The sequence below is a fragment of the Marinobacter sp. MMG032 genome, assembly GCF_040112695.1.
GTDB lineage: Bacteria > Pseudomonadota > Gammaproteobacteria > Pseudomonadales > Oleiphilaceae > Marinobacter > Marinobacter salsuginis.
Window position 1 is genome coordinate 3,580,167 of record NZ_CP157802.1, and the last position, 21,156, is coordinate 3,601,322.

Here is a 21,156-nt window from a genome sequence, read left to right on the forward strand (position 1 = left end):
AGCGTTTTTCTGGAAGCCAGACGGCACTCAGCCTCGCTCCGCATCAGTCCGATTCGCCTGCCCACGCTGGCTTCCGCTTTTGCATGAAAGCCATGGTGCCCTCTGTTCCTTCGCTGCCCCGGATGGCTTCAGCAAACTTTTCAGCCGCGCTGTCAAGCAGGCCGCTCATCGGCTCATGACCAACCCGGTGCAGCAACGCCTTGGTTTCTGCGGTGGCAACCGGGGCACATTGGCGAACTCGATCCAGAGCGCTGCCCAGCATATCTTCAAGTTCATCATCGGAAGATGCCGCCTGGTGTGCGATGCCGAGACGGCATGCCTCGTTTGCATCAATTCTCAAACCGAGCAGGGCGAGTCGCCGGGCCTGTGTGAGGCCGATGCGTTCAACCACGAACGGCGCAATCTGGGCGGGAATGACGCCGAGGGAGGTTTCCGGCATGCCGAATTTCGCAGTCGGCCCGGCAATGGCAACGTCGGAGACGCAGGCCAGGCCGAATCCACCGCCCATGACGGCACCCTCGGTGACCGCGATGACCACTTTCGAGGATTCGTTCACCTGCTGGATCATCTGGCCGAAGGCTCGGTTCAGGCGGTAGAAGGGATCGGCCTCGCCCTCGGCTGCCTTCTGGCCCCGGGCACCGGCCATGTCTTTGATGTCACCGCCGGCGCAGAAATGACCACCGGCGCCCCGGATGACGACGGCGCGGATGTGCAGGTCGCTCTCGATTTGCGTAAATACGGCCGAGAGCTCCGCCACCATTTCCAGACTCATGGCGTTGCGGACGTCCGGGCGGTTAATGGTGATGAACAGGGTGGGGCCCTGTTTTTCCAGTAGAAGTGTTTCGCAATGTGGTAGCTGATCCATAACTGACTCCACGAAATTTGTCTGGGGGCTATCGGGTCGGGTCAGGCGTCCGGGACTGTGAGCAGCATGGATGCTGCGATCAAGCCTACATGGACGTATTCACGGCGTGTCCGGGACGCCTGATCCGGCCCGATAGCCCTGCCACCGAAGCCTAAGGCACTTAGTCGCGCTTTTTGCCCGGAAGCGTCCCCATCATCTTGCAGATAATCCCGAGCATGATTTCATCGGCACCACCGCCGATGGACACCAGTCTTACATCCCGGTGTGCGCGAGAAATCGGGTTATCCCACATGTAACCGTTGCCACCCCAGTACTGCAGGCAGCTGTCCGTAACCTCACGTCCCAGACGTCCGGCCTTGAGCTTGGCCATGGACGCCAGGCGGGTCACATCCTTGCCTTCAACGTGCAGTTCACAGGCCTGATAGGTGAGGGCACGCAGGGCCTCGACTTCGGTTTGCAGCTCCGCAAGGCGGAAGTGGATAACCTGGTTATCGATCAACGGCTGGCCGAATGTCTTGCGTTCGCGGCAGTACTCGATGGTCTTGTTGATGCAATTTTCCAGCGCCTTGATGACGTTGGCGGCACCCCAAAGGCGCTCTTCCTGGAACTGCAGCATCTGCATCATGAAACCGGTGCCCTCGGCGCCAATGCGGTAGCGCTGGGGCACGCGCACGTCGTCAAAGAAAATCTGTGCGGTTTCTGAAGAGCGCATACCCAGCTTATTCAGGTGCGGGCTGAAGGAGATGCCCGGTGTCTTCGTGGGCACCACAATCAGGGACTTGTTCTTGTGGGGCTTGTCGTCCGAGGTGTTAGCGAGCAAACAGATGAAGTCGGATTTGGGGCTGTTGGTAATCCACATCTTGGAGCCGTTGATGATGTAGTCGTCACCGTCTTTTTTTGCGGTGGTTTTCATCCCCGCTACATCCGAACCTGCGCCCACTTCACTGACACCGATGCACCCGACCATGTCACCGGCAATGGCCGGCGCCAGGAAGCTGCGCTTCAGCTCATCGGAACCAAACCGGGATATCGCCGGGGTACACATGTCAGTCTGAACCCCAATGGCCAGCGGCACGCCGCCACAATGGGCCATGCCAAGCTCTTCCGCAGCCACCAGGTTGTAGCTGTAATCCAAACCCATGCCGCCATATTCTTCCGGCTTTTGAATGCCCAGGATCCCGAGGTTGCCGAGCTTTTTGAAAAGCTCATGAATCGGGAATTCCCCGGCCGCTTCCCATTCGTCGCAGTGAGGATTGATTTCCTTCTCCACGAAATCGCGGACGGTTTTTCTGAGGGCTTCGTGTTCGGCTGTGAATTTCACGTTCTTGTTCTCCTGAGGTAGTTCGTGCCTTCTGTTTCGGGTTCACGTTCTCTAGCTTGGGTGGCGGCTGCGTGGGATCGGTTTCAGAAAACCGCTACGAGCACATCCATGTGCGCTTGGCGTCGGCCATCCATGGCCGCCGACATTTTCTGAAACCGATCCCACACAGCCGCTTACGTCTGCAAATTGGTTGCTGCCTGCTGGCAGCTTTTTTTGTCGGATTACGCCCTTGGCTAATCCGACCTACGATTGTTTTTTCGCATGCTGCGGCGGAAAAGCATGCTGGCTAAAAGCGTTAACTTTGAGCTTCGTAGAATCGGTTGAGACACCCTGTCCAAAAATGTCGACGGCCAAGGATGGCCGGCGCCAAGCGCACATGGATGTGCTCGTAGCGGTTTTTGGACAGGGTGTCTCAACCGGTTCATCCCGCAAAACAAGCAATCCCATAGGCGGGCCCCACCAAACCCAAAAAGCCTACAGGCGGGCCACACCAAAGGTATTGGGCCGCAACTGCCTCGCCTCGGCTTCCCGGCAAACGTCCAGAACCAGGGCCAGAACGCGCCGCGTATCCCGCGGATCGATTAGCCCGTCATCCCACAATCTGGCCGTTCCGAACAGCGCCGTTGAGCCTTCCTCCAGTTTTTTGGCCGTCGCCTGCTCCAGAAAATCCAGTGTCTTCGGATCCGGCTCCATGCCCCCGCGACGCTGCTTGTCTTCGGCCACAATACGCATCACCTTGCCCGCCTGCGCCGGGCCCATGACCGCCGTTCGGCTGTTGGGCCACGCGAAGATGAACCTTGGGTCCAGACCGCGACCGCACATAGCGTAGTTACCTGCGCCATAGGAACCACCGATGACAATTGCGACCTTTGGCCCCCGACAATTGGCCACGGCCTGGATCATTTTTGATCCGTGTTTGATGATTCCGTTCTGCTCCGAGTGGGTGCCCACCATGAAACCGGTTGTGTTATGCAGGAACAGCAGCGGCGTTCCGGCCTGGTCGCAGAGCTGGATGAACTGGGCCGCTTTGGCGGATCCGGCCGGGGTGATCGGGCCGTTGTTGCCGATGATGCCAACCGAGTGACCTTCGATACGGATGGTGCCGCAGACGGTCTGGTCGTCGAACTCGTTCTTGAAGTCCATGAACTTCGAGCCGTCGGCGATTCGGGCAAGAATCTCGCGAACGTCGTAGGGTTTTTTAGAATCTGCCGGGATCACGCCCAGGAGTTCCTCGGCCGGGTAGAGAGGCTCCTCCCATTTTAGTTCTCGCTGCGGTGGCAGTTGCTCATTCCAGGGCAGGGCTTCGAGGATATTTCTGGCCTGGCGGATGCCGTCGGCGTCGTCTTCGGCCAGGTATTCGGCGGTTCCTGCCACAGTGGCGTGCATTTCGGCACCGCCGAGTTCCTCGTCAGTGGCAACTTCGCCGGTGGCGGCTTTCAGAAGCGGGGGGCCGGCCAGGAACATCTTGGCCTGCTCACGCACCACGATCACATAGTCGGACAGCCCCGGCTGATAGGCGCCGCCGGCGGTGGCGTTGCCATGGACGACGGTAACCTGGGGAATGCCGGCGGCCGACATGCGCGCCTGGTTGGCAAAGCCCCGGGCGCCGAGCACGAAAATATCGGTGGCGTAGTTCAGGTTGGCGCCGCCGCTTTCGGACAGGGAAACCACGGGGAGCTTGTTCTCCATAGCAATCTGCTGAAGCCGCAGGGTCTTGTCCAGGCCGGCCGGGGTAATGGTGCCGCCCTTGATGGCGCTGTTGCTGGCAACGACGAGGCAACGAATGCCACTGACATAACCAATACCAGCGATGATCCCGCCGCCGGCCATGCTCCCGTCCTTGTCATCGTGCATCTTGTAGCCGGCGAGCGAGCAGAGCTCCAGGAAGGGTGTTCCCCGGTCCAGCAACCGGTTGATACGGTCCCTCGGAAGCAACTTGCCCCGCTTGGTGAACTTCTCCCGGGCCGCTTCGGCCAGATCCAGCACCTTCTGCTCAACGTCCCGGAAGGTGGTGATGTGGGCGTCCATGGCCTCAGCATTGGTGCGGAAATCCTCGGACTGGGAGCTTACGGTGGATTCAAGTACCTGCATGGTAGGCTCCTCAGTCGTCGCTCAGAACTTTCGGGGTAACGGCCCGGTGAAAGCCGTTGTAGGGCGCGTTATTCTTGGCCTTCGGCAACGGCCACACCCGGCCACCCTGGGAGGCGCCGCCATCAATCCGCAGGCAGTCGCCGCTGATAAACGCTGCGCCAGGGCTGAGAAGGAAACAGATCGCCGAGCTGACTTCGGATTCGGTACCCATCCGCTTGATAGGCACGTTATCGCCCAGGCTGCGAATCCACTGCCTCATGTGTTCGGGGTAGTTGTCCATGCCGCTGGAGGCAATCCAGCCCGGAGCAACGGCATTCACCCGAACGCCCGATGCACCCCACTCAACAGCGGCCGTTTGAGTAAAGTTCACCATCCCGGCCCGGGCAGCACCGGAGTGCCCCATGCCGGGCATGCCGCCCCACATATCTGCGACGATATTGACGATGGCCCCCCCGGTCTTCGACAGCGCCTGAGTGTATGCTTCCCGAGCCATCAGAAAACCGCCGGTCAGATTGGTGCGAACGACCGTCTCCCAGCCCTTCTGGTTAATCCCGGTCAGCGGCGCCTGGAACTGCCCGCCGGCATTGTTTACCAGTCCGTTCAGACCGCCGTGTTCGGCAATGATCGCTTTCACCGTGGCTTTGACTGATTCCTCCTCACGGATATCGCAGACATGGGCGGACGCAATGCCGCCGTCCTCAGTGATCTCAGCTTTCACAGATTCCACTTTCTCGGACTTGCGACCGACCAGGGCAACCCGCGCGCCCAGGGCAGCGAGTTCATGGGCCGTACACCGGCCAATGCCAGAACCGCCGCCGGTAACAATAAACACCTGGCCCTTGAACAAGTCGGGATGAAAAACAGATTGGTAGCTCATATCTCGAAAACCTTTCCAAATGTTCGGGCGTTCGGGCCGTTGGCCCCTCCCGGGACTGTGAGCAGCATGGATGCTGCGATCAAGCGTACAGGGACGTATTCACAGCGTGTCCCGGGAGGGGCCAACGGCCCGAACGCGTGCTCCATGGTCTATTAGTTGATGATCTTTGAAGGAACAGGCACCGGAAACTCCAATAGCTGCTGCGCAAACGCCTTCCCCTGGGGATCAATCCGCAAGCTGGCGACACCCCCGCCACCAAGACTGTGCTCCAGCAGAAAATTGATGGCCTGCAAACCGGGCATGGCCCAGCGGGTGACCCGACCGTTTTCCGGATTCAGGGTATGTGCCATCCATTCCGCAACGGCCGCTTCCGTCAGTGCGGTTTCAATGAACGGCAAAAATTCCGGCTTGCGGGCGATCACGCCAATGTTGGTGTGGTCGCCCTTATCGCCACTGCGGGCCCAGGCAAGTTTTACCAGTGGAACAGTGGTATCGGTGGCGCCAGTGTCATGAGTGAACGACTGTGGCGGAAGGTCGGCACTATCGAAGCCGCCGCTGGTCTCAACTTCAACGGCCTGCTGCTCGCCACCCAGATCCACGGATACCTCGACTTCTGTTTTCGGCACCAGGCAGGAATACAGCCGGATTTTCGGCCACACGGTCGGACGCCCTCCGACAATTCCGGTAATTCCCGGTGCCATGCCCGTTGCCGCCTGGGCAATTTCCCGGGAAAACAGCACAAGCGCTTCTTTCTTGGGATGGGCCGTGCTGATCTTGACCACGACTTCCCTGCAATCCTCACCCCGGCCGTGAGCGCCATAAGTGGTTTCGGTACCCAGAAGCTCGATGCTGGTTTCACTGTAATCGGGCAAACCAAGCTCACTGAACATGCGAGAGGTCTTGGCGAGGATGGCCTGGGCCACGGTCTGGGCTTTGGCCCTGGCGTTCATACCAGCCAGAAGGAATGTGACAGTACACTTGAAGCCGTCCGGCCAGGTGCCCGACACCTTGTAGCTGTCCGTGGGCGCAAGGCCCCGGGCGCCTCGAACCTGAACCTGGTCCTTGCCCGTTTCCTCCAATTCAACGCCCGTGAAATCGCAGGTAACGTCCGGCAGCAGATAGGCCCTGGGATCGCCAATCTCATAGACCAACTGTTCGGCCACGGTGCCCCGGCTCACCAGGCCGCCTGTGTCCTCGGGCTTGGTGATAAAAAAGCTGCCGTCGGCACTCACTTCGGCAATCGGGAAGCCCATGTTGGCGTAGCCACCGGCCACCTCTTCCCAATCGGTAAAGTTGCCACCTGTAGCCTGGGCGCCGCATTCCAGCAGATGCCCGGCCAGGCTACCCTGGGCCAGCTTGTCGTAGTCCTGCCAGCTCCATCCGAATTCGTGCACCAGAGGGGCCAGCGCCAGAGCGCTGTCAGCAACCCGGCCGGTAATCACAATGTCGGCGCCCTGTTCCAGGGCGGCAACCAGGCCCGGCGCGCCGAGGTAGGCGTTCAGGCTGATCATCATGGGTGGCATCGGCTGGCCGGAGGTCATTTCCGTGATGCCCATATCGGCCAGCTTTTTCTTTTTCGCCAGCAGGTCGTCGCCCAGAACCAGGGCAATCTTCATGTCTACGCCTGCCTTCTCGCAGAGGGCCTGAAGGGCGTCGCGACAGGCTACCGGGTTCACGCCGCCAGCGTTGGCCAGTACACGGATGCCTTTTTCCTTGATGTCCCCAAGCAGGGGAGCCATGACGGTCTGGACGAAATCCCTTGCATAGCCCTGGGACGGATCTTTCATCTTCTGCCCGGCCATAATCGACATGGTGATCTCGGCCAGGTAATCGGCCACCAGGTAGTCAATGTTGCCCTGATGAACCAGTTGCGCGGCGGCGGTCTCAGTATCGCCCCAGAAAGCGGCGGAGCATCCGATGCGAACAGTTTTTTGAGATTCAGCCATGTTCCTGTGCCCTGTTTAAGCCCTGTCTATGGTTACCGATTCGATGCCTGGGGCAATCGCGGTTTTGTCTAACATGGAATTGACAATACCAAGCAAGCGCTTGGTTTGTAAATAGGCAGGTTTCAGGTAGAATTAAAGGCCTCTTTTGCCAACTGGAAAGCCTCAGTGAGCCAGAACAAGATCCTCCAGTCCCTGATCGCCGAGAACCTCGTGTCTGATCCCAATGGTGCCCGCGGCCGTCTGCTCACAGAGGCCGCCCGCCTATTCCGGGAAAAAGGCTATGAGCGCACCACGGTTCGCGATCTGGCCGCCGCCGTCGGTATTCAGTCTGGCAGCCTGTTCCATCACTTCCGGACCAAGGAAGAGATCCTCAAAGCAGTGATGGTTGAAACCATCCGTTTGAACACCGCACTCATGCAGGCGGCGCTGGAGGCTGCCGATACCAACAGAGAAAAGCTGCGGGGTCTTGTTCGTGCCGAGCTGGAGTCAATCAACGGTCAGACCGGCGAGGCCATGGCGGTATTGGTCTTCGAATGGCGGAGTCTGTCGGCCGCCTCCCAGGTGGAAGTGCTGGAACTTCGGGATATCTACGAGAAGCTCTGGCTCGATGTCCTGGAATCGCTGAAACGCGAAGGCGCTCTGAAGGCGGATCCCTTCGTTGTTCGAAGGATGTTGACCGGTGCTCTCAGCTGGACCGTAACCTGGTACAAGCCGGAGCGGGGAGGACTGACGCTGGATGGTTTGACCGATCAGGTCATGGCCATGATGTCTCTCTGAATCGGTGTCATTTTCGAAAGTCTTTGTTTTAAATCAATAAAACCCAGAGCAATTCCATTCCCTGGAGGCCATTGGCCCGATCGGCATAACAAAATCGGCATTCGAGCCATTTTTGTAGGACAGTTTTCACCGCATTCTTGCACCCGTTGACAAAAACCGAGTTCAGATCGGGCAAACAAAAACAACGTGATGCAGGGTGAAATATGATCTCCTCTCTGGCAAGGCTCGGACCGCGCCTTTTCGCGGCTCGCCTCAAGGCTCTCTCGCTGGCGGCGGTTGCCGCACTCGCAGGTTGCTCGGCAAATCCCATCTACACCACCACTGGCGTTGTGCTCTCCAACTACTCCGAGGGCGAGGCCACACCCTACGTATTGCAGATGTCCGATGCCCAGATGGCCTGTGCGTTGGGTGAGGGTGTTGATCCGTTGCTCTATTCCTTTTCACGGGTGACCGATGCCCCTGACAGCACCGGCTCCTTGCTGATGCTCCTGGCAGGCAATTGCGCCGAGTATGAAGCCTGGGAGGCTGAGCTCGCCTATCTCAGGGCAGACTATGAGGGTGATGTGGCAGCGGCCAAGGACGCCAGAGAAGTGGCCAAGCGCTTGAATGCGCTGACCGCGAAACGCAGGTACGCCTCCTTTCAGAGAGCGATGGCAGCCTATGAGTTTGATCCCGCCGCCGAACCCCTTGAATGCCCGTTCCTGTTCACCGAGCAGGACGAAATCACCTTCCTGCTGGGCCTGCTGACCGGCATGCAGGCTATCGTAAACGATGCCAATTCCGGCGCTATGGCTGGCGTACCCAGGAACATTGCGCCTCAGGCCGAGCGTGCCGCTACCTGTCTGGACAATGAAAAGTGGGGCGGAATGCCCAATGCCATCCGGGCGCTGGTCTGGCTGCTGCTGCCGGATACCCGCCCGGCACTGGCGCCGGATCCCTGGCAGGTGTTGGAACACAGCAGGAAGCTGGGCGTCGAAAAAGGCATGCGGGTTCCGCACGCGCTCCAGACTGTTGCCGCCGAAACCTTTGGCCGGCCCGAAAAACTTGAAGAAGCCATCGTTACTTTCGCCGAGGCCGATGCAACGATTGAGGTCTGGGACGACTACCGTCTCGTGGATGAAGTTGCGGCCGGAGTGGTTCGCTTTTCTTCGGACAAGCACTGGACCGCCAACTACGGATATCGGACGCCGCAATCCTTCTTCGGCAGGATGAGCCCTGAGCGGCAAACCGAAAACGTCGAAACCATGAATCTGGACGACCTGCTGTAAGGCAGGTGGCCGACATCCTCTGAAAACTGACAAACACAAGAATGACCCGGAGGTCGTTATGATCCGCAAATCCCTGACTGCTATGGCTCTTGTCGCTGCCGCTCCTCTGGCATCGGCGCAGTCTGTCTCCATGTGTGTATTCGATGTCATCGGCGCCAATGGAGACTTCTACAACTTTGTCAAAGACTATGCCCTGGAGATGAAAGGTCACGGCGTGGATTTCCAGCTGAAACCTTACACCGACGAGGGTGTAGCCATAGGCGATTTCAATGCCGGGCAGTGCGATGCGGTTGCCGCCACCGACATCCGGATTCGTCCATTCAACAAGTTCACGGGCAGCATCAGTGCCGTGGGAGCCCTTCCCACCTACGACAACCTGAAAACCCTGTTGGCCACGCTGGCCCAGCCCAAAGCAGCGCCGTTGATGAAGGATAATGGCTACGAAGTGCTTGGAATCATTCCGGTCGGTGCCGGTTATCTGTTTGTGAACGATCGCAGCATCGATACCGCCGGCGAGCTGGCGGGCAAGCGGATGGCGACTCTCGATTACCAGAAAGACGCCATTCACATGGTGAACTTCGTCAAGGCCACGGTGGTGCCTTCCGACATCACCAATTTCGCCGGCAAATTTAACAACGGTTCTGTGGATACCGCCTATGCGCCGGCCTTCGCTTACGAGGCCCTGGAACTTTATAAAGGCATCGGCGAGAGCGGGGGTGTGGTGGACTATCCGCTGGCCCAGCTGACGCTTCAGATGGTCGCCCGGGATGACGTGCTCGATGATGAAACCGCCCAGAAAGCCCGGGAAGTAGCCTGGAATATGTTCCCGCAGGCCATGGGCCTGATCGAAGGCCAGGAAGCGGCGATTCCTGAAGAAAAATGGGTGCGCATCCCTGAGAAGGATATCCGTGGTTATCAGGAAATGTTCCGGGAGAACCGGATCGAGATGCGTGATGGATTGAACGGTGCCCCGGATGTGTATCACCCGAAGATGATGGGGCTGCTCAGCAAGATTCGTTGTGCCAGTAACCCCGCTGCTGCCGAATGCACCGCGGCTAACCGCGAATAACGGGGCAAAACCATCATGAACTGGCGAGCCATCACCGCCCCGGCCGCACGAACCCTATACCCCGTACATCGCATGTACGGGGCTGTTCTGCTGCTCCTGCTGCTGTTCACGCTGTTGCTGGGCATGGGCAATTCTCTCCATTCCCGTCTGCTCTGGGTTGGTGAGCAGACCTGGCCGAATTATTACCTGCTCAACCCGGATGCCACGGAGCCATCGTGTCAGTTGGCGATGGACATTGATGCTGAGGTGGCCCGACGGGTAGCCAACTATAAGCCGGATCCGGACGACCTATTCAGTTCACCGCCCAATCCCGAAGCCATTCGTAAATCACTGCAGAGCAATCTGGAACTCTGCCAGCAGCAATACGATGTCTACGAGCAGAACCTTGCCCATGCCACGCCGGCTCTCGGCGCTTTCAAGGCGGTAGAGCAGGGGCTGGCGGATTTCCTTCTGGACAACATTGAGCTTACCAAGTACCTGTTCATCGCAATGTTCGCGATGGCCGCCGCCATCGCGGCACTGGACACTGACCACATAGCCTTGCGCCTGCCCCGCAATCGTGCCGAATGGCGGTTGAGCCAGGGTGTGCAGTTTGTGGTTAACGGTCTGATGGTGGTGTCCCTGAATGCTTACCTGGGCAAGCTGGCGACATCGCCCGGATCGGAAGACACAATGAGCCTCCAATACGCCTGGGGCGGGGTCTTCGGCCTGTTCATGGTGATCAATGCGGTCCGGTTTCTGAACGTCCCGGAACGGATTCGTCCCGGCGGACTTTCTGCCTCCTCGGGCCTGGTAATTCCGCTGTATTGCGCCATGGGCCTGATCGCCATGAGTTACTTCTTTTTGGTAGACGGGTATGCCTCGGGCCTAGCCATCTATTTCGGAATGATGTCCAACCTGTCGTCCATGTTTATCAACATTGGCCTTTACGTGCTGGTGGGCATGATGCTCAAGCAGACCCGGATTCCCGAACTTCTGCTGAACCTCATTAAACCTTTCAATCTGCCCGCGCCGCTGCTGGCTTCGGTAATCATCTTCGCCACGGCCTTTCCGACTGCATTTACCGGCGCATCCGGTATATTCATCCTGGCCGTGGGCGGGGTTGTTTATGACGAACTGCGCCGCGCCGGTGCAGGGCGCCAGCTGTCTCTGGCAACGACCGCCATGTCCGGCAGTCTCGGGGTGGTTCTCAATCCATGCCTGCTGATTGTCGTTGTCGCAGCCCTCAATAAAGAGGTCACGACCACCGAAATGTACAGTTGGGGCTTCTGGGTTTTCATCATGTCAGCAACGCTGTTTTCGCTGATTGTCTGCAAGACCCAGGGCAACTGGAAGCCCCGTCCGGCGCCGGGGGCCTTTCGCGCCGCCCTCGCTGAAAGCCGGGCTTTGCTGCCTTATGTGGCAGTGGCGGCCCTGGTCATCGTGTCTATCTGGGTGGTTCTCGGATTGAAGTTTAACGAGTACAGCGCACCGTTGATTCTGCCGCTGGTCATGCTCGCCTTGGTGTTGCTGGATTCCGGTCGCAGTAATGAGGAGCAGGGCCAGACCCTCTCTCAGGTATTCTGGAGCCGTAGCTCCGCCGCGGCCAGCGATTCAGCGGTGCATATTGGAGCACTGCTTGCGCTGATCGGGTTTTCCATTTGTCTGGGGGGGATCCTCGAGCGCTCGGATATTGTCCATTCGCTCTTCCCGGAGGATTTGACCAGTCCCTGGGTCGCCATGCTGGTGATTGTGGTGATGCTCACGGTAATTGGTATGGTCATGGACCCATTCGGTGCGGTGATCCTGGTCTCAGCCACCATTGCCCAGCCGGCGATCCAGCTGGGTATTGATCCGCTTCACTTCTGGATTGTGTGCCTGGTGGCATTCGAGCTCGGCTATCTGAGCCCGCCAGTGGCGCTGAACCACCTGCTGACCCGGCAGGTGGTGGGCGAGACAGAAGTGCTGGCGGCAGAGCGCACCGGTTCCTTCTGGCATCGCTATGAGCGGCTGCTGCTGCCTTTGGCCGTGATGGGGCCGACACTGCTGTTTGTGGCGTTCGTGCCGATGCTGTTCTATGCGCTGTAATGTTGCAGTGAGATAAATAGAACCGCCTGAGGGAAACTTCAGGCGGTTTTTTGCATCTGGAATACAAGGGGAAGCGTAGTTTGAACGAAACCGAACACTTGAGAGAAGCGTGTTTGGTATAACCTGGGAATCAACATTGACCTGCTGCCAGTGGCCTGACCTATGAACTCGCTTGCACTTTCAAAATCAGTCCCGCTTTTCCTCGCTGCAATTTCCCTGGTGGGTTGTGGGGGAGGAGGTAGTGGTGACAGCCTGGATTCTCAGGAGCCCGGATTGAGTGGCACCATTACCATCGAAAGTGGAACACGGGTGGACTCGGACACAGCTGATGACCGCCGTCTGAACGAAGCAGTTTCCAATGATTCGTCGAGCACCGCGCAGTTAATCCCTTCAACCGGTATTCTGGGGGGCTATCTGAGTGCCACCTCTGGTGTCTATCCGGATTCTGACGGGTTTATATTTGAGTATGTCATCGACGGCCAGGATACATTTCGCACAGATCTGGCAGCGGGCAGCACGATTGCCGTACAGGTTTTCAAAGATGCAGGTTTTACCGAGCCTACGATTACACTTTCCGTTGAGCAGGGCGGTGCCTCAGATTCAGATTCGGGAGCAGGCGATACGCCTCTGATGGTAAGTGCGCCTGCCGAAGGGCCGGCAGAAATCAGCGTCAGAACGGCAGGTGGTGGTCCTTTCCGATACGTCCTGTCTGTTTCGACTACCGGCGTTACCAGTTTCCAGAATGCTCAATACAGCCAGCCGGAGTTTGTGCCCGACGAGGCCATTGTGTTGATGTCGCCGGAAGAGCAGGGTGGTTTCAGTTCGCAGGGCCTTGCCGGCGCTTTGTCAGCCTCCTCCGCGAAATCACTGGGGCGGGGCGCCTGGTTAATCCGGCGCGACCCTGCCGGTGTCGTTGCTTCCCAATCATCCAGCACGCCGGGAGGCTTGCGTGATCAGACGCTTCGCTGGATCGCTGACCTGAAAACGCAGCCCGGGGTTGAGGTTGCTGAGCCGAATTACATCTATCGCGCTCAGGCGGATCGGGATCTCTCATCTCTGCAATGGAATCTGCCGCTCATCAATCTTCCACTTGCCTGGCAAGCCGCACCGGACCTTGGCAATGATGTTGGCGTTGCCGTCATGGACACGGGTCTGTTTACGTCCACCCCGCAAACCTACGGCGGATGGCACCTTGATCTGGATGCGAACGTTGTTCCGTTCAATTCCAACCGCATACTGGATTATGTGTCCGCCGAGGTGGATATTGATCCGCAGTTCAATGATCAGTTGGGCTATGACAACAATCCTGCCGACCCGGGAGACGGAAAACCTCAGAGCAGTAACTTCCACGGCACTCACGTTGCCGGCATTGTTGCGGCACTGGCAAATGGCGAGGGTGTAGATGGAGTGGCTCCCAATGTCACTCTGTGGCCAGTCCGGGTACTGGGCCGGGACGGAGCAGGAACTCTGGATGATCTGGTGGCGGCGATGAACTGGGCTGCAACCAATCCGGATATCGATGTCATCAATCTGAGTCTGGGAGGCGTTGGTCCAAGTACCGTGTTGGAGGCTGCCATAAACCGGGCGGATTCAAACGGAAAGCTGGTCGTCGCAGCCGCAGGCAACCAGGGAACCGATGAATTGACCTACCCGGCAGCCTTTGAACGAGTGATTGGGGTCGGCGCAGTTGATGCGGGCAAGGTGAGAGCATCTTATTCCAACTTCGGCGGTTCCGTGGATCTTGTTGCCCCTGGCGGGGATGCCACCAGGGATGCGAATCTGGATGGTAATGCCGATTTTGTCATTAGCACCTGGGGTGTTGACGATGGCGGCGAATTTATCCGCTCATACACGGGATTGCAGGGTACTTCGATGGCGGCTCCCCACGTCGCGGGTATATATGCCTTGATGAAAGCTGCGAATAGTGAAACTGTCAGCCCCTCAAACTTTCGCGCCTGGCTCGCAGCCGGTCTGCTGACAGAAAGCGTCGGGAGCAGCGTTGAATACGGCGCCGGGCTGATGAATGCACTCAAGTCAGTTGACGCCGCCCTTGAAGGTTCGGTCAGTACCATTGTCTTGCCTTCGCCCTCAGCACTCGAGTTTGATATTGCACGTTTCAGTCTTGATCTCGACTTTTCAGTGTATCCCGACGGCGAATCGGTTTTGGTAAACGGTGTTTCCTTCAATTCCGATCTGATCAGTCTCGAACCCGCACTTTCAGCTGGGAGCCCTCTGCCGGGGTCGGTGGCAGTCACTGTGGTGGAGGGAAACGTTATCGATGGGCAGACTTATGCCACCACCATCGAAATCGATTACAGTGCCGGGGGCGATTCGGGAACTGTTGAGATCCCGGTCTCTATAGACCTCAGGGCATTGGCTGATGAGCGAGACGCAGGTCGCCATTACGTATTGTTGGTGAGTCCTGATGAAAGTCGCGAAACCATTGAGCAGCGCGTAGTGACTGCCCGTGACGGAAGCTACAGCTTCTCGTTCGATGACATCGAGCCCGGGGAGTATTTTCTGGTTGCGGGAACGGACACGGATAACAACGGCTTTATCTGTGAAAGTGGTGAAGCTTGCGCCGAGTACCCGGTAAATGGCCTGCCAGAGAAGATCGTTATCGGTGAAGGGCGGGTTTCTGGAGTCAGTCTCAGCACAAGCTTCCGTCGCCCGACCATTGCATCCATGGGATTGCCCCGCATCGGTTTCGAGGGCTATCGTCTGAAAAACCATGGAAACGCCAGTGCTGAGCCAATGAGAAACCTGGAGACCAATCGTTGATGTCCATTTACTTTCGCGCCGGATTTCTACTGGTTGCAACGCTGCTGGCATCCGGGTGTGCGAGCAGTCGTTCTGAAACTGCAGCGGGCGGGCCGCTGGCACGCCAGATTACCCAGTCGGCACACTGCGGTCTGACCGCTCCGGGTCATGTTCATCTGACAAGCCGTGAGGAGGTTAGGCGCCTGGAAGCCCTGCCCGGTCGGAACCTCTCCCTCGAGTCTTTGAAAAACATTGAGTTTGAGCGAGAGCACATCGTTCTGGCGGCTATTGGACAGAAGCCAACCGGCGGCTACAGCGTTACACTGGACGCCTCCGAAATTCGGAGTGGGACCCTGGAACTCAGGGTCAGAGTGACCGAACCCGCCCCCGGCATGATCGTCACTCAAGCCCTGACCACCCCATGCGCCGTGATCGCGGTGACGGCTGAAGGCTGGGACGATATCCAGATCACCCGCGCAGAAAACAACCGTTGATCTTTCGTCACGAATCCCTAAGCTATGGCTCAGCTTTTCATATCAATTGCGGAGTCAGTTCCTGCCCATGAGCCAGCAACAATATAACGCCGATGCTATTGAAGTACTGAGCGGCCTGGATCCGGTGCGCAAGCGGCCGGGGATGTATACGGACACCAGTCGGCCCAATCACCTGGCGCAGGAAGTTATCGATAACAGTGTGGATGAGGCGCTGGCAGGGCACGCAAAACGTGTTGATGTGGTGTTGTACAGTGATGGCTCTCTGAGCGTTGAGGACGACGGCCGGGGCATGCCGGTGGACCTTCACAAGGAAGAGGGCCTGCCTGGCGTCGAACTGATCCTGACCCGCCTCCACGCCGGCGGCAAATTTTCCCAGGGCAACTACAACTTTTCCGGTGGCCTCCATGGTGTCGGTGTTTCCGTTGTAAACGCGTTGTCCACCCATCTGGAAGTGACCATCAAGCGGGATGGCCAACTGCACAGGATGACATTCGCCAACGGTGAGAAGGCCTCCGAGCTCGAGGTGATCGATACCGTCGGCAAGCGCAACACAGGTACCCGCCTGAAATTCACGCCGGACATAACTTACTTCGACAGCCCCAACTTTTCGATCAGCCGGCTTCGCCACAACCTGAGAGCGAAAGCGGTTCTTTGTCCCGGCCTCACGGTGACTTTCCTGCAGGAAAAAACCGGCGAGAAAGATGAGTGGTTCTATGAAGACGGGCTGCGGGACTATCTGCGCACTGCACTGGCGGATATCGAAGTGATGCCGTTGGAGCCTTTCACCGGCAGCTTTTCCGGCAACAAGGAAGCGGTGGACTGGGCCATCCAGTGGCTTCCCGAGGGCGGCGAAGCCATCATGGAGAGCTACGTCAACCTGATCCCCACGGCCCAGGGTGGCACTCATGTAAACGGATTGCGCACGGGGCTGCTGGAAGCCATGCGCGAGTTCTGTGAGTTCCGTAATCTGTTGCCTCGTGGCGTAAAGCTTTCACCGGAAGATATCTGGGAGCGGGCAGCCTATGTGCTCTCCTTCAAGATGCAGGAGCCACAGTTTTCGGGGCAGACCAAAGAGCGCCTTTCTTCCCGTGAGGCTGCCGCCTTCATCTCCGGTGTGGTCAAGGATGCCTTCAGTCTCTGGCTCAACCAGCATACCGATGTCGCTGAGGCGCTGGCGGAACTCTTTATCAGCAATGCCCAGCGCCGCCTGCGGGCCAGTAAAAAAGTGGCCCGGAAGAAAGTTACCTCGGGGCCCGCGCTGCCCGGTAAGCTGGCGGACTGTTCCGGCGGTGATACCGCCCGTTCGGAGCTGTTCCTGGTGGAGGGCGACTCCGCTGGTGGTTCCGCGAAACAGGCCCGGGATCGGGAGTTCCAGGCAGTGATGCCGCTGCGCGGCAAGATCCTCAACACCTGGGAGGTGGACTCCGGCGAGATTCTGGCATCCCAGGAGGTCCATGATATTGCCGTTGCCATTGGTGTAGATCCGGGTTCTGACCAGCTTGATGGCCTTCGGTACAACAAGATCTGTATCCTCGCCGATGCGGACTCGGATGGTCTTCATATTGCCACGCTGCTGTGCGCGCTGTTCGTAAAACACTTCCGACCTGTGGTGGCCGCTGGCCATGTGTTCGTCGCCATGCCGCCGCTGTATCGGGTAGATTTGGGCAAGGAAACCTTCTACGCCCTCGATGAGCACGAAAAGCAGGGCATCATCGACCGCATTGCTGCCGAGAAACGCAAGGGCAAGATTTCGGTGACACGCTTCAAGGGCCTGGGTGAAATGAACCCGCTCCAGCTGCGGGAAACAACCATGGCTCCGGACACCCGTCGACTGGTTATGCTGACCATAGAGGACGGTGACGACACTGATAGCCGTATGGACATGCTGTTAGGCAAGAAGCGTGCATCCGATCGGAGAGCCTGGCTGGAGACCTACGGCAACATGGCCGACATTGAAGTTTGATATGCCGTAAGGTGCTATAAAAAGCATTCTTTATTCTTTCTCCGCATTCTGTAAACTCGTTATCCTGCCAGTTTTCTGATCGGGAAGAACCGTTGATGGACTGGCAGGGCTGGTTTGCGCTGGGCCTCGCAGGCACCGCGCTGATACTGATGAGTGCAGGGCGATTTGCGCCCCATCTGATTATGATGGGTGTGCTCGTGGTGCTCAGTGCCAGCGGAATTGTTTCTGCGGATCAGGCCCTTGCCGGATTCAGCAACAGCGGCCTGATTACCGTTGTGGCCATGTTTGTGGTGGCCGCGGGCATTCATCATTCCGGCGGCGTCGATCTGCTGGTGCATCATCTGCTTCGCAATCCCCGGACCGTCCGCTCTGCCCAGGCGCGGATCGCGCTCCCGGTCTCCCTTCTGAGTGGCTTTCTCAATAATACTCCGGTCGTCGCCACCATGATTCCGGCGGTGCACGCCTGGTCCCGGAAAATCGGTATCTCACCGTCGAAACTGATGATTCCCCTGAGCTATTCCGCCATTTTGGGGGGTACCCTCACGCTGATTGGCACCAGCACCAACCTGGTGGTCAACGGCCAATATCAGCAACTGACCGGCGAGCAGGGATTCTCCATTTTCTCCATCACAGCGGTGGGGCTTCCGGTGGCCATCATCGGTGTCGCGGCACTGTTGCTGGTTATGCCCAGAGTGCTGCCGGACCGCAAGGACCAGCAGAAATTCGGTTCCATGAGGGAATTCACTCTGGAAGTGGCGGTGTCCTTCGACGGGCCGCTGGTCGGGAAGACCGTCGGTGAGGCAGGGCTCCGGGAGCTGGAACGTCTATACCTGGTCGAGATTGAGCGGGATGGTAGCGTGGTTACCGCAGTGCCTTCGGAGGAGCGGCTCAGGGGTGGCGATCGGCTGGTGTTCGCCGGTGATACCCAGGCCATTTCAGACCTCTTGCGCATCAACGGTATCGTTCCGTCGGTTCATGAAGATGAGCCCAGCCTGAGCAAAGACCGGGCCGAACGGCGTCTCGTGGAAGCGGCCTTATCGCCGCAGTCTGATGTTCTGGGCTCGACCATCCGCGATGCGCGGTTCCGTGACCGATACGGTGCTGTCGTCCTGGCTGTTGCTAGAGGTGGTGAGCGTGTGTCCGGCAACCTCGGTAACATTCGACTCAAGCCGGGCGATGTGCTGCTTCTGGAAGCACGCCCCGCGTTTGTCAGTCGCCAGCGCTATAACAAGGACTTCCTGCTGATCAATGACCTGGAAACCGAGACACCCCGGCATGACCGCGCCTGGTTGTCCTGGGGAATCCTGTTGGTGTTGGTGGGCCTAGCTGCCTGCGGCACGCTGAGCATGCTGAATGCGGCCTTGTTAGGTGCCGCGGCGATGATTCTGTCGGGCTGCTGCTCGGTCGGCCAGGCCCAGAAATCGGTCGATGTGCCGGTTATTCTTACGATAGCGGCGTCATTTGCCATGGGTGCAGCGCTGGAGCAAACCGGCGCTGCGGGCTTTGTCGCTGAGGGCATTCTTGGCTTCAGTCAGGGCAATGTCCTTCTAACCATCCTTCTGGTCTATCTTGTTGTGTCGGTGCTAACTGAGGTTATTACTAACAACGCTGCCGCTGTGCTGGTCATTCCCATTGTTCTGTCGATGACGACCAGTATGGGAGTCGCTGCCGAGCCCTTCGTGATCGCAGTCATGATGGCCGCCTCGGCCAGCTTTGCCACGCCACTGGGGTATCAGACCAACATGATGGTGTTCGGGCCGGGCGGTTACCGATTCAGTGATTTTGTGCGGGTGGGGTTGCCGATGAATCTGTTCATTGGTGCGGTCACGGTCGTGGTCATTGCACTGGTTTACGACATAAATCCCGGATTATGAGGTTTGCTCGGTCGGGTTGGCGAGAATGTCGCAGCAGAGCACCTGGAGTTTTCCGTCCTGAAAATACCCCAATGACAGAGTGACACACATATAAGCACCGGTAACGCAGAGATACGGTGCGGTGACGTGCAGGCTTTCCGGGTGGGCCAAAGCCTGGCGGAGGTACTGTTGGCGGAACCAGTCGGCACTGCTGGTACTCTCCAGAGGTTTAAAACGCGGGTCCATGCTGCGGGTACCGGTGTCGGAAACCAGCGTGTCATCGATCTGAACGCCTTTATCGTCGACCAGGTAGCAGCGTGAGACGGCGGGGTGATTCAGCAGCTCCAGACAGGATTGTTGCATGCTCATACCGCTGCGGAGCTTGCTGATGGCATGGTCAAAAAAGCCACTGAAGAAGTCCACCAATTGCCGTGTCGGGTCCAGTGTAACCTGGTTGCGGTTCTTGTATTCCTGCAACAGATTGTCGAAATCGGCAGGCCCGTGGGCCAGTTGGTCCAGTTCGGTACTAGGTCTGCGGAAATAGAAGCCTTGCACGAAGTCCACGCCGGCATCAATGGCGATCATCGCCTGATCGCGGGTTTCAACACCTTCCAGAAGCACCAGGCAGCCGGACTGGTGCAGCAGTGACACGATGCCATTCAGAATCTGTCGGGCTTTGTGATCGTCTGTTGCCCGGGTCAGCAGCTTCCGGTCCAGCTTGACGATGTCCGGGGACAGGTTCCAGATTCGCTCGAAATTGGAGTGGCCGGCGCCGAAATCATCAATCGCCGTCAGGCAGCCCAGTTTTTTGTAGTAGGCAACGGTTTCCCGCAGCCTTTCTGCATCGTCTGTTGGCTGCTCGACGATTTCCATGACAATACGGTGCGGCGGAAGCCCGGTCTTGGTGAGCAATTGACCGAAAAACGAATCGGCTTGGCTGCCGCTGGTGACCACTTGCGGAGAGACGTTAAGGAAAAGCCAGTTCAGTTGATCGCGGATGCCACTGTAATTACGTATGTGAAGGTATCGGCACAGGCGGTCGAGGAGCAGGTTTTCCGCGTCTGAAGTCGGTAGCTGAAAAAGATGGAGCGGCAGGACGGCGGAGTTATCGTTATCAAACGCTCTGATCAAAGCCTCGTAACCGACGATGCGCTTGTGCGAAATGCTGTAGATGGGCTGGAGTGCTGTTCTGAGGGTCAGTCCGCGAAAATCGGCAGTCCATGTATCACCTTCCCTGTTCAGCATAGGGGATAACAGTTCCACTTCGGGATCTGTCAGCTTTTCAGGGAGGCGTTTCGACATAGCTGATTCTGGTCAATTAAACGAACGCATCAGCCGCCCCACTCTGGCGCCTGAACTGTCTTTTATCAGTACAGATGACGCAGTAAAACTTGCGAAGTTACTGATAGTTGGAGGGAAGATTGCCAAAAAAACGCGTTTATTACCACTGTTTCATGTGGAAAGTGGAAACGGTTTGTATCTTTCGCTGTCTTGAGATGGGGAGAGGAGCCCAGCGGCCCGGGCGGACCGCCAGAGAATCAATTGTTGCTGGGTACAACCACGCTTTCGTCGAATTCGAGTTCCATGTCCTGTCCTCTCGGTCACTGAGGCCCCAGACGGGGCGTTCAAATATGCAATAAGTCTATCGTTGCTATAATTTTGAGCAATCCGTAAAACCCGTATGCGACCAAAGGCAAAAGGCGGGGGAATGGTCAGAAATTCTGATGTAGCGCTGCAAAAGATTTCGATTTTTTTCGTCGTTCCGAGTTTCTAAACTCGCCTAATCACCTTTAACCAGGGAATAG

The 21,156-nt window shown here is 57.9% G+C and carries 14 protein-coding genes; 8 read left to right on the plus strand and 6 right to left on the minus strand.

The window, feature by feature from the left end; translation table 11 throughout:
• Nucleotides 1-43 precede the first annotated feature (43 nt).
• From ABNF92_RS16520 to ABNF92_RS16540, 5 genes are all read right to left on the minus strand, one after another.
• Nucleotides 44-865 carry an enoyl-CoA hydratase-related protein gene (locus ABNF92_RS16520; RefSeq protein ID WP_222465009.1) on the minus strand — a complete coding sequence of 274 codons (822 nt, stop codon included), beginning with the start codon at nt 863-865 and terminating at the stop codon, nt 44-46.
• A gap of 160 nt (nt 866-1,025) precedes the next feature.
• Nucleotides 1,026-2,186 (minus strand): citronellyl-CoA dehydrogenase, encoded by a 1,161-nt coding sequence (gene atuD, locus ABNF92_RS16525; protein ID WP_209400803.1) that lies wholly within the window; start codon nt 2,184-2,186, stop codon nt 1,026-1,028.
• 474 nt (nt 2,187-2,660) lie between these two features.
• A complete protein-coding gene (locus tag ABNF92_RS16530) occupies nt 2,661-4,277 on the minus strand; it encodes an acyl-CoA carboxylase subunit beta (protein ID WP_349342755.1) in 1,617 nt (538 codons plus the stop codon).
• 10 nt (nt 4,278-4,287) lie between these two features.
• Nucleotides 4,288-5,154: an SDR family oxidoreductase gene (locus ABNF92_RS16535; protein ID WP_153633739.1), complete on the minus strand. Its 867-nt coding sequence runs from the start codon at nt 5,152-5,154 to the stop codon at nt 4,288-4,290.
• A gap of 152 nt (nt 5,155-5,306) precedes the next feature.
• Nucleotides 5,307-7,100: an acyclic terpene utilization AtuA family protein gene (locus ABNF92_RS16540; protein ID WP_349342756.1), complete on the minus strand. Its 1,794-nt coding sequence runs from the start codon at nt 7,098-7,100 to the stop codon at nt 5,307-5,309.
• A gap of 165 nt (nt 7,101-7,265) precedes the next feature.
• On the opposite strand from ABNF92_RS16540, the gene ABNF92_RS16545 reads away from it, so the two are divergent.
• The 8 genes from ABNF92_RS16545 (at nt 7,266) to ABNF92_RS16580 (ending at nt 19,372) form a co-directional block, all read left to right on the plus strand.
• Nucleotides 7,266-7,877: a TetR/AcrR family transcriptional regulator gene (locus tag ABNF92_RS16545; protein ID WP_174805008.1), complete on the plus strand. Its 612-nt coding sequence runs from the start codon at nt 7,266-7,268 to the stop codon at nt 7,875-7,877.
• A gap of 203 nt (nt 7,878-8,080) precedes the next feature.
• A complete protein-coding gene (locus ABNF92_RS16550) occupies nt 8,081-9,145 on the plus strand; it encodes a hypothetical protein (protein WP_349342757.1) in 1,065 nt (354 codons plus the stop codon).
• A gap of 58 nt (nt 9,146-9,203) precedes the next feature.
• Entirely contained in the window at nt 9,204-10,214 is a 1,011-nt protein-coding gene (locus ABNF92_RS16555; RefSeq protein ID WP_069182999.1) for a putative solute-binding protein, read from the plus strand.
• Between the two features lie 15 nt (nt 10,215-10,229).
• Entirely contained in the window at nt 10,230-12,281 is a 2,052-nt protein-coding gene (locus ABNF92_RS16560; RefSeq protein ID WP_349342758.1) for a TRAP transporter large permease subunit, read from the plus strand.
• Nucleotides 12,282-12,554: 273 nt separating this feature from the next.
• A complete protein-coding gene (locus tag ABNF92_RS16565) occupies nt 12,555-15,062 on the plus strand; it encodes a S8 family serine peptidase (RefSeq protein ID WP_349342759.1) in 2,508 nt (835 codons plus the stop codon).
• Entirely contained in the window at nt 15,062-15,535 is a 474-nt protein-coding gene (locus ABNF92_RS16570) for a protease complex subunit PrcB family protein (RefSeq protein ID WP_349342760.1), read from the plus strand. The genes ABNF92_RS16565 and ABNF92_RS16570 overlap by 1 nt, the downstream gene beginning before the upstream one ends.
• A gap of 67 nt (nt 15,536-15,602) precedes the next feature.
• Nucleotides 15,603-17,498 carry a DNA topoisomerase IV subunit B gene (gene parE, locus ABNF92_RS16575; RefSeq protein WP_349342761.1) on the plus strand — a complete coding sequence of 632 codons (1,896 nt, stop codon included), beginning with the start codon at nt 15,603-15,605 and terminating at the stop codon, nt 17,496-17,498.
• Nucleotides 17,499-17,593: 95 nt separating this feature from the next.
• Nucleotides 17,594-19,372: an SLC13 family permease gene (locus ABNF92_RS16580; RefSeq protein ID WP_069183004.1), complete on the plus strand. Its 1,779-nt coding sequence runs from the start codon at nt 17,594-17,596 to the stop codon at nt 19,370-19,372.
• Here the strand turns inward: ABNF92_RS16580 and ABNF92_RS16585 are convergent.
• Complete coding sequence (locus tag ABNF92_RS16585) at nt 19,367-20,653, minus strand: EAL domain-containing protein (RefSeq protein ID WP_069183005.1); 1,287 nt, start codon at nt 20,651-20,653, stop codon at nt 19,367-19,369. The genes ABNF92_RS16580 and ABNF92_RS16585 overlap by 6 nt on opposite strands.
• Nucleotides 20,654-21,156: the final 503 nt, after the last annotated feature.

Coding starts and splice junctions, on each gene's coding strand:
- ABNF92_RS16520 (WP_222465009.1), bottom strand. CDS start 865: ATGGATCAGCTACCACATTGCGAAACACTTCTACTGGAAAAACAGGGC.
- ABNF92_RS16530 (WP_349342755.1), bottom strand. CDS start 4,277: ATGCAGGTACTTGAATCCACCGTAAGCTCCCAGTCCGAGGATTTCCGC.
- ABNF92_RS16535 (WP_153633739.1), bottom strand. CDS start 5,154: ATGAGCTACCAATCTGTTTTTCATCCCGACTTGTTCAAGGGCCAGGTG.
- ABNF92_RS16540 (WP_349342756.1), bottom strand. CDS start 7,100: ATGGCTGAATCTCAAAAAACTGTTCGCATCGGATGCTCCGCCGCTTTC.
- ABNF92_RS16550 (WP_349342757.1), top strand. CDS start 8,081: ATGATCTCCTCTCTGGCAAGGCTCGGACCGCGCCTTTTCGCGGCTCGC.
- ABNF92_RS16555 (WP_069182999.1), top strand. CDS start 9,204: ATGATCCGCAAATCCCTGACTGCTATGGCTCTTGTCGCTGCCGCTCCT.
- ABNF92_RS16560 (WP_349342758.1), top strand. CDS start 10,230: ATGAACTGGCGAGCCATCACCGCCCCGGCCGCACGAACCCTATACCCC.
- ABNF92_RS16570 (WP_349342760.1), top strand. CDS start 15,062: ATGTCCATTTACTTTCGCGCCGGATTTCTACTGGTTGCAACGCTGCTG.
- parE (WP_349342761.1), top strand. CDS start 15,603: ATGAGCCAGCAACAATATAACGCCGATGCTATTGAAGTACTGAGCGGC.
- ABNF92_RS16580 (WP_069183004.1), top strand. CDS start 17,594: ATGGACTGGCAGGGCTGGTTTGCGCTGGGCCTCGCAGGCACCGCGCTG.
- ABNF92_RS16585 (WP_069183005.1), bottom strand. CDS start 20,653: ATGTCGAAACGCCTCCCTGAAAAGCTGACAGATCCCGAAGTGGAACTG.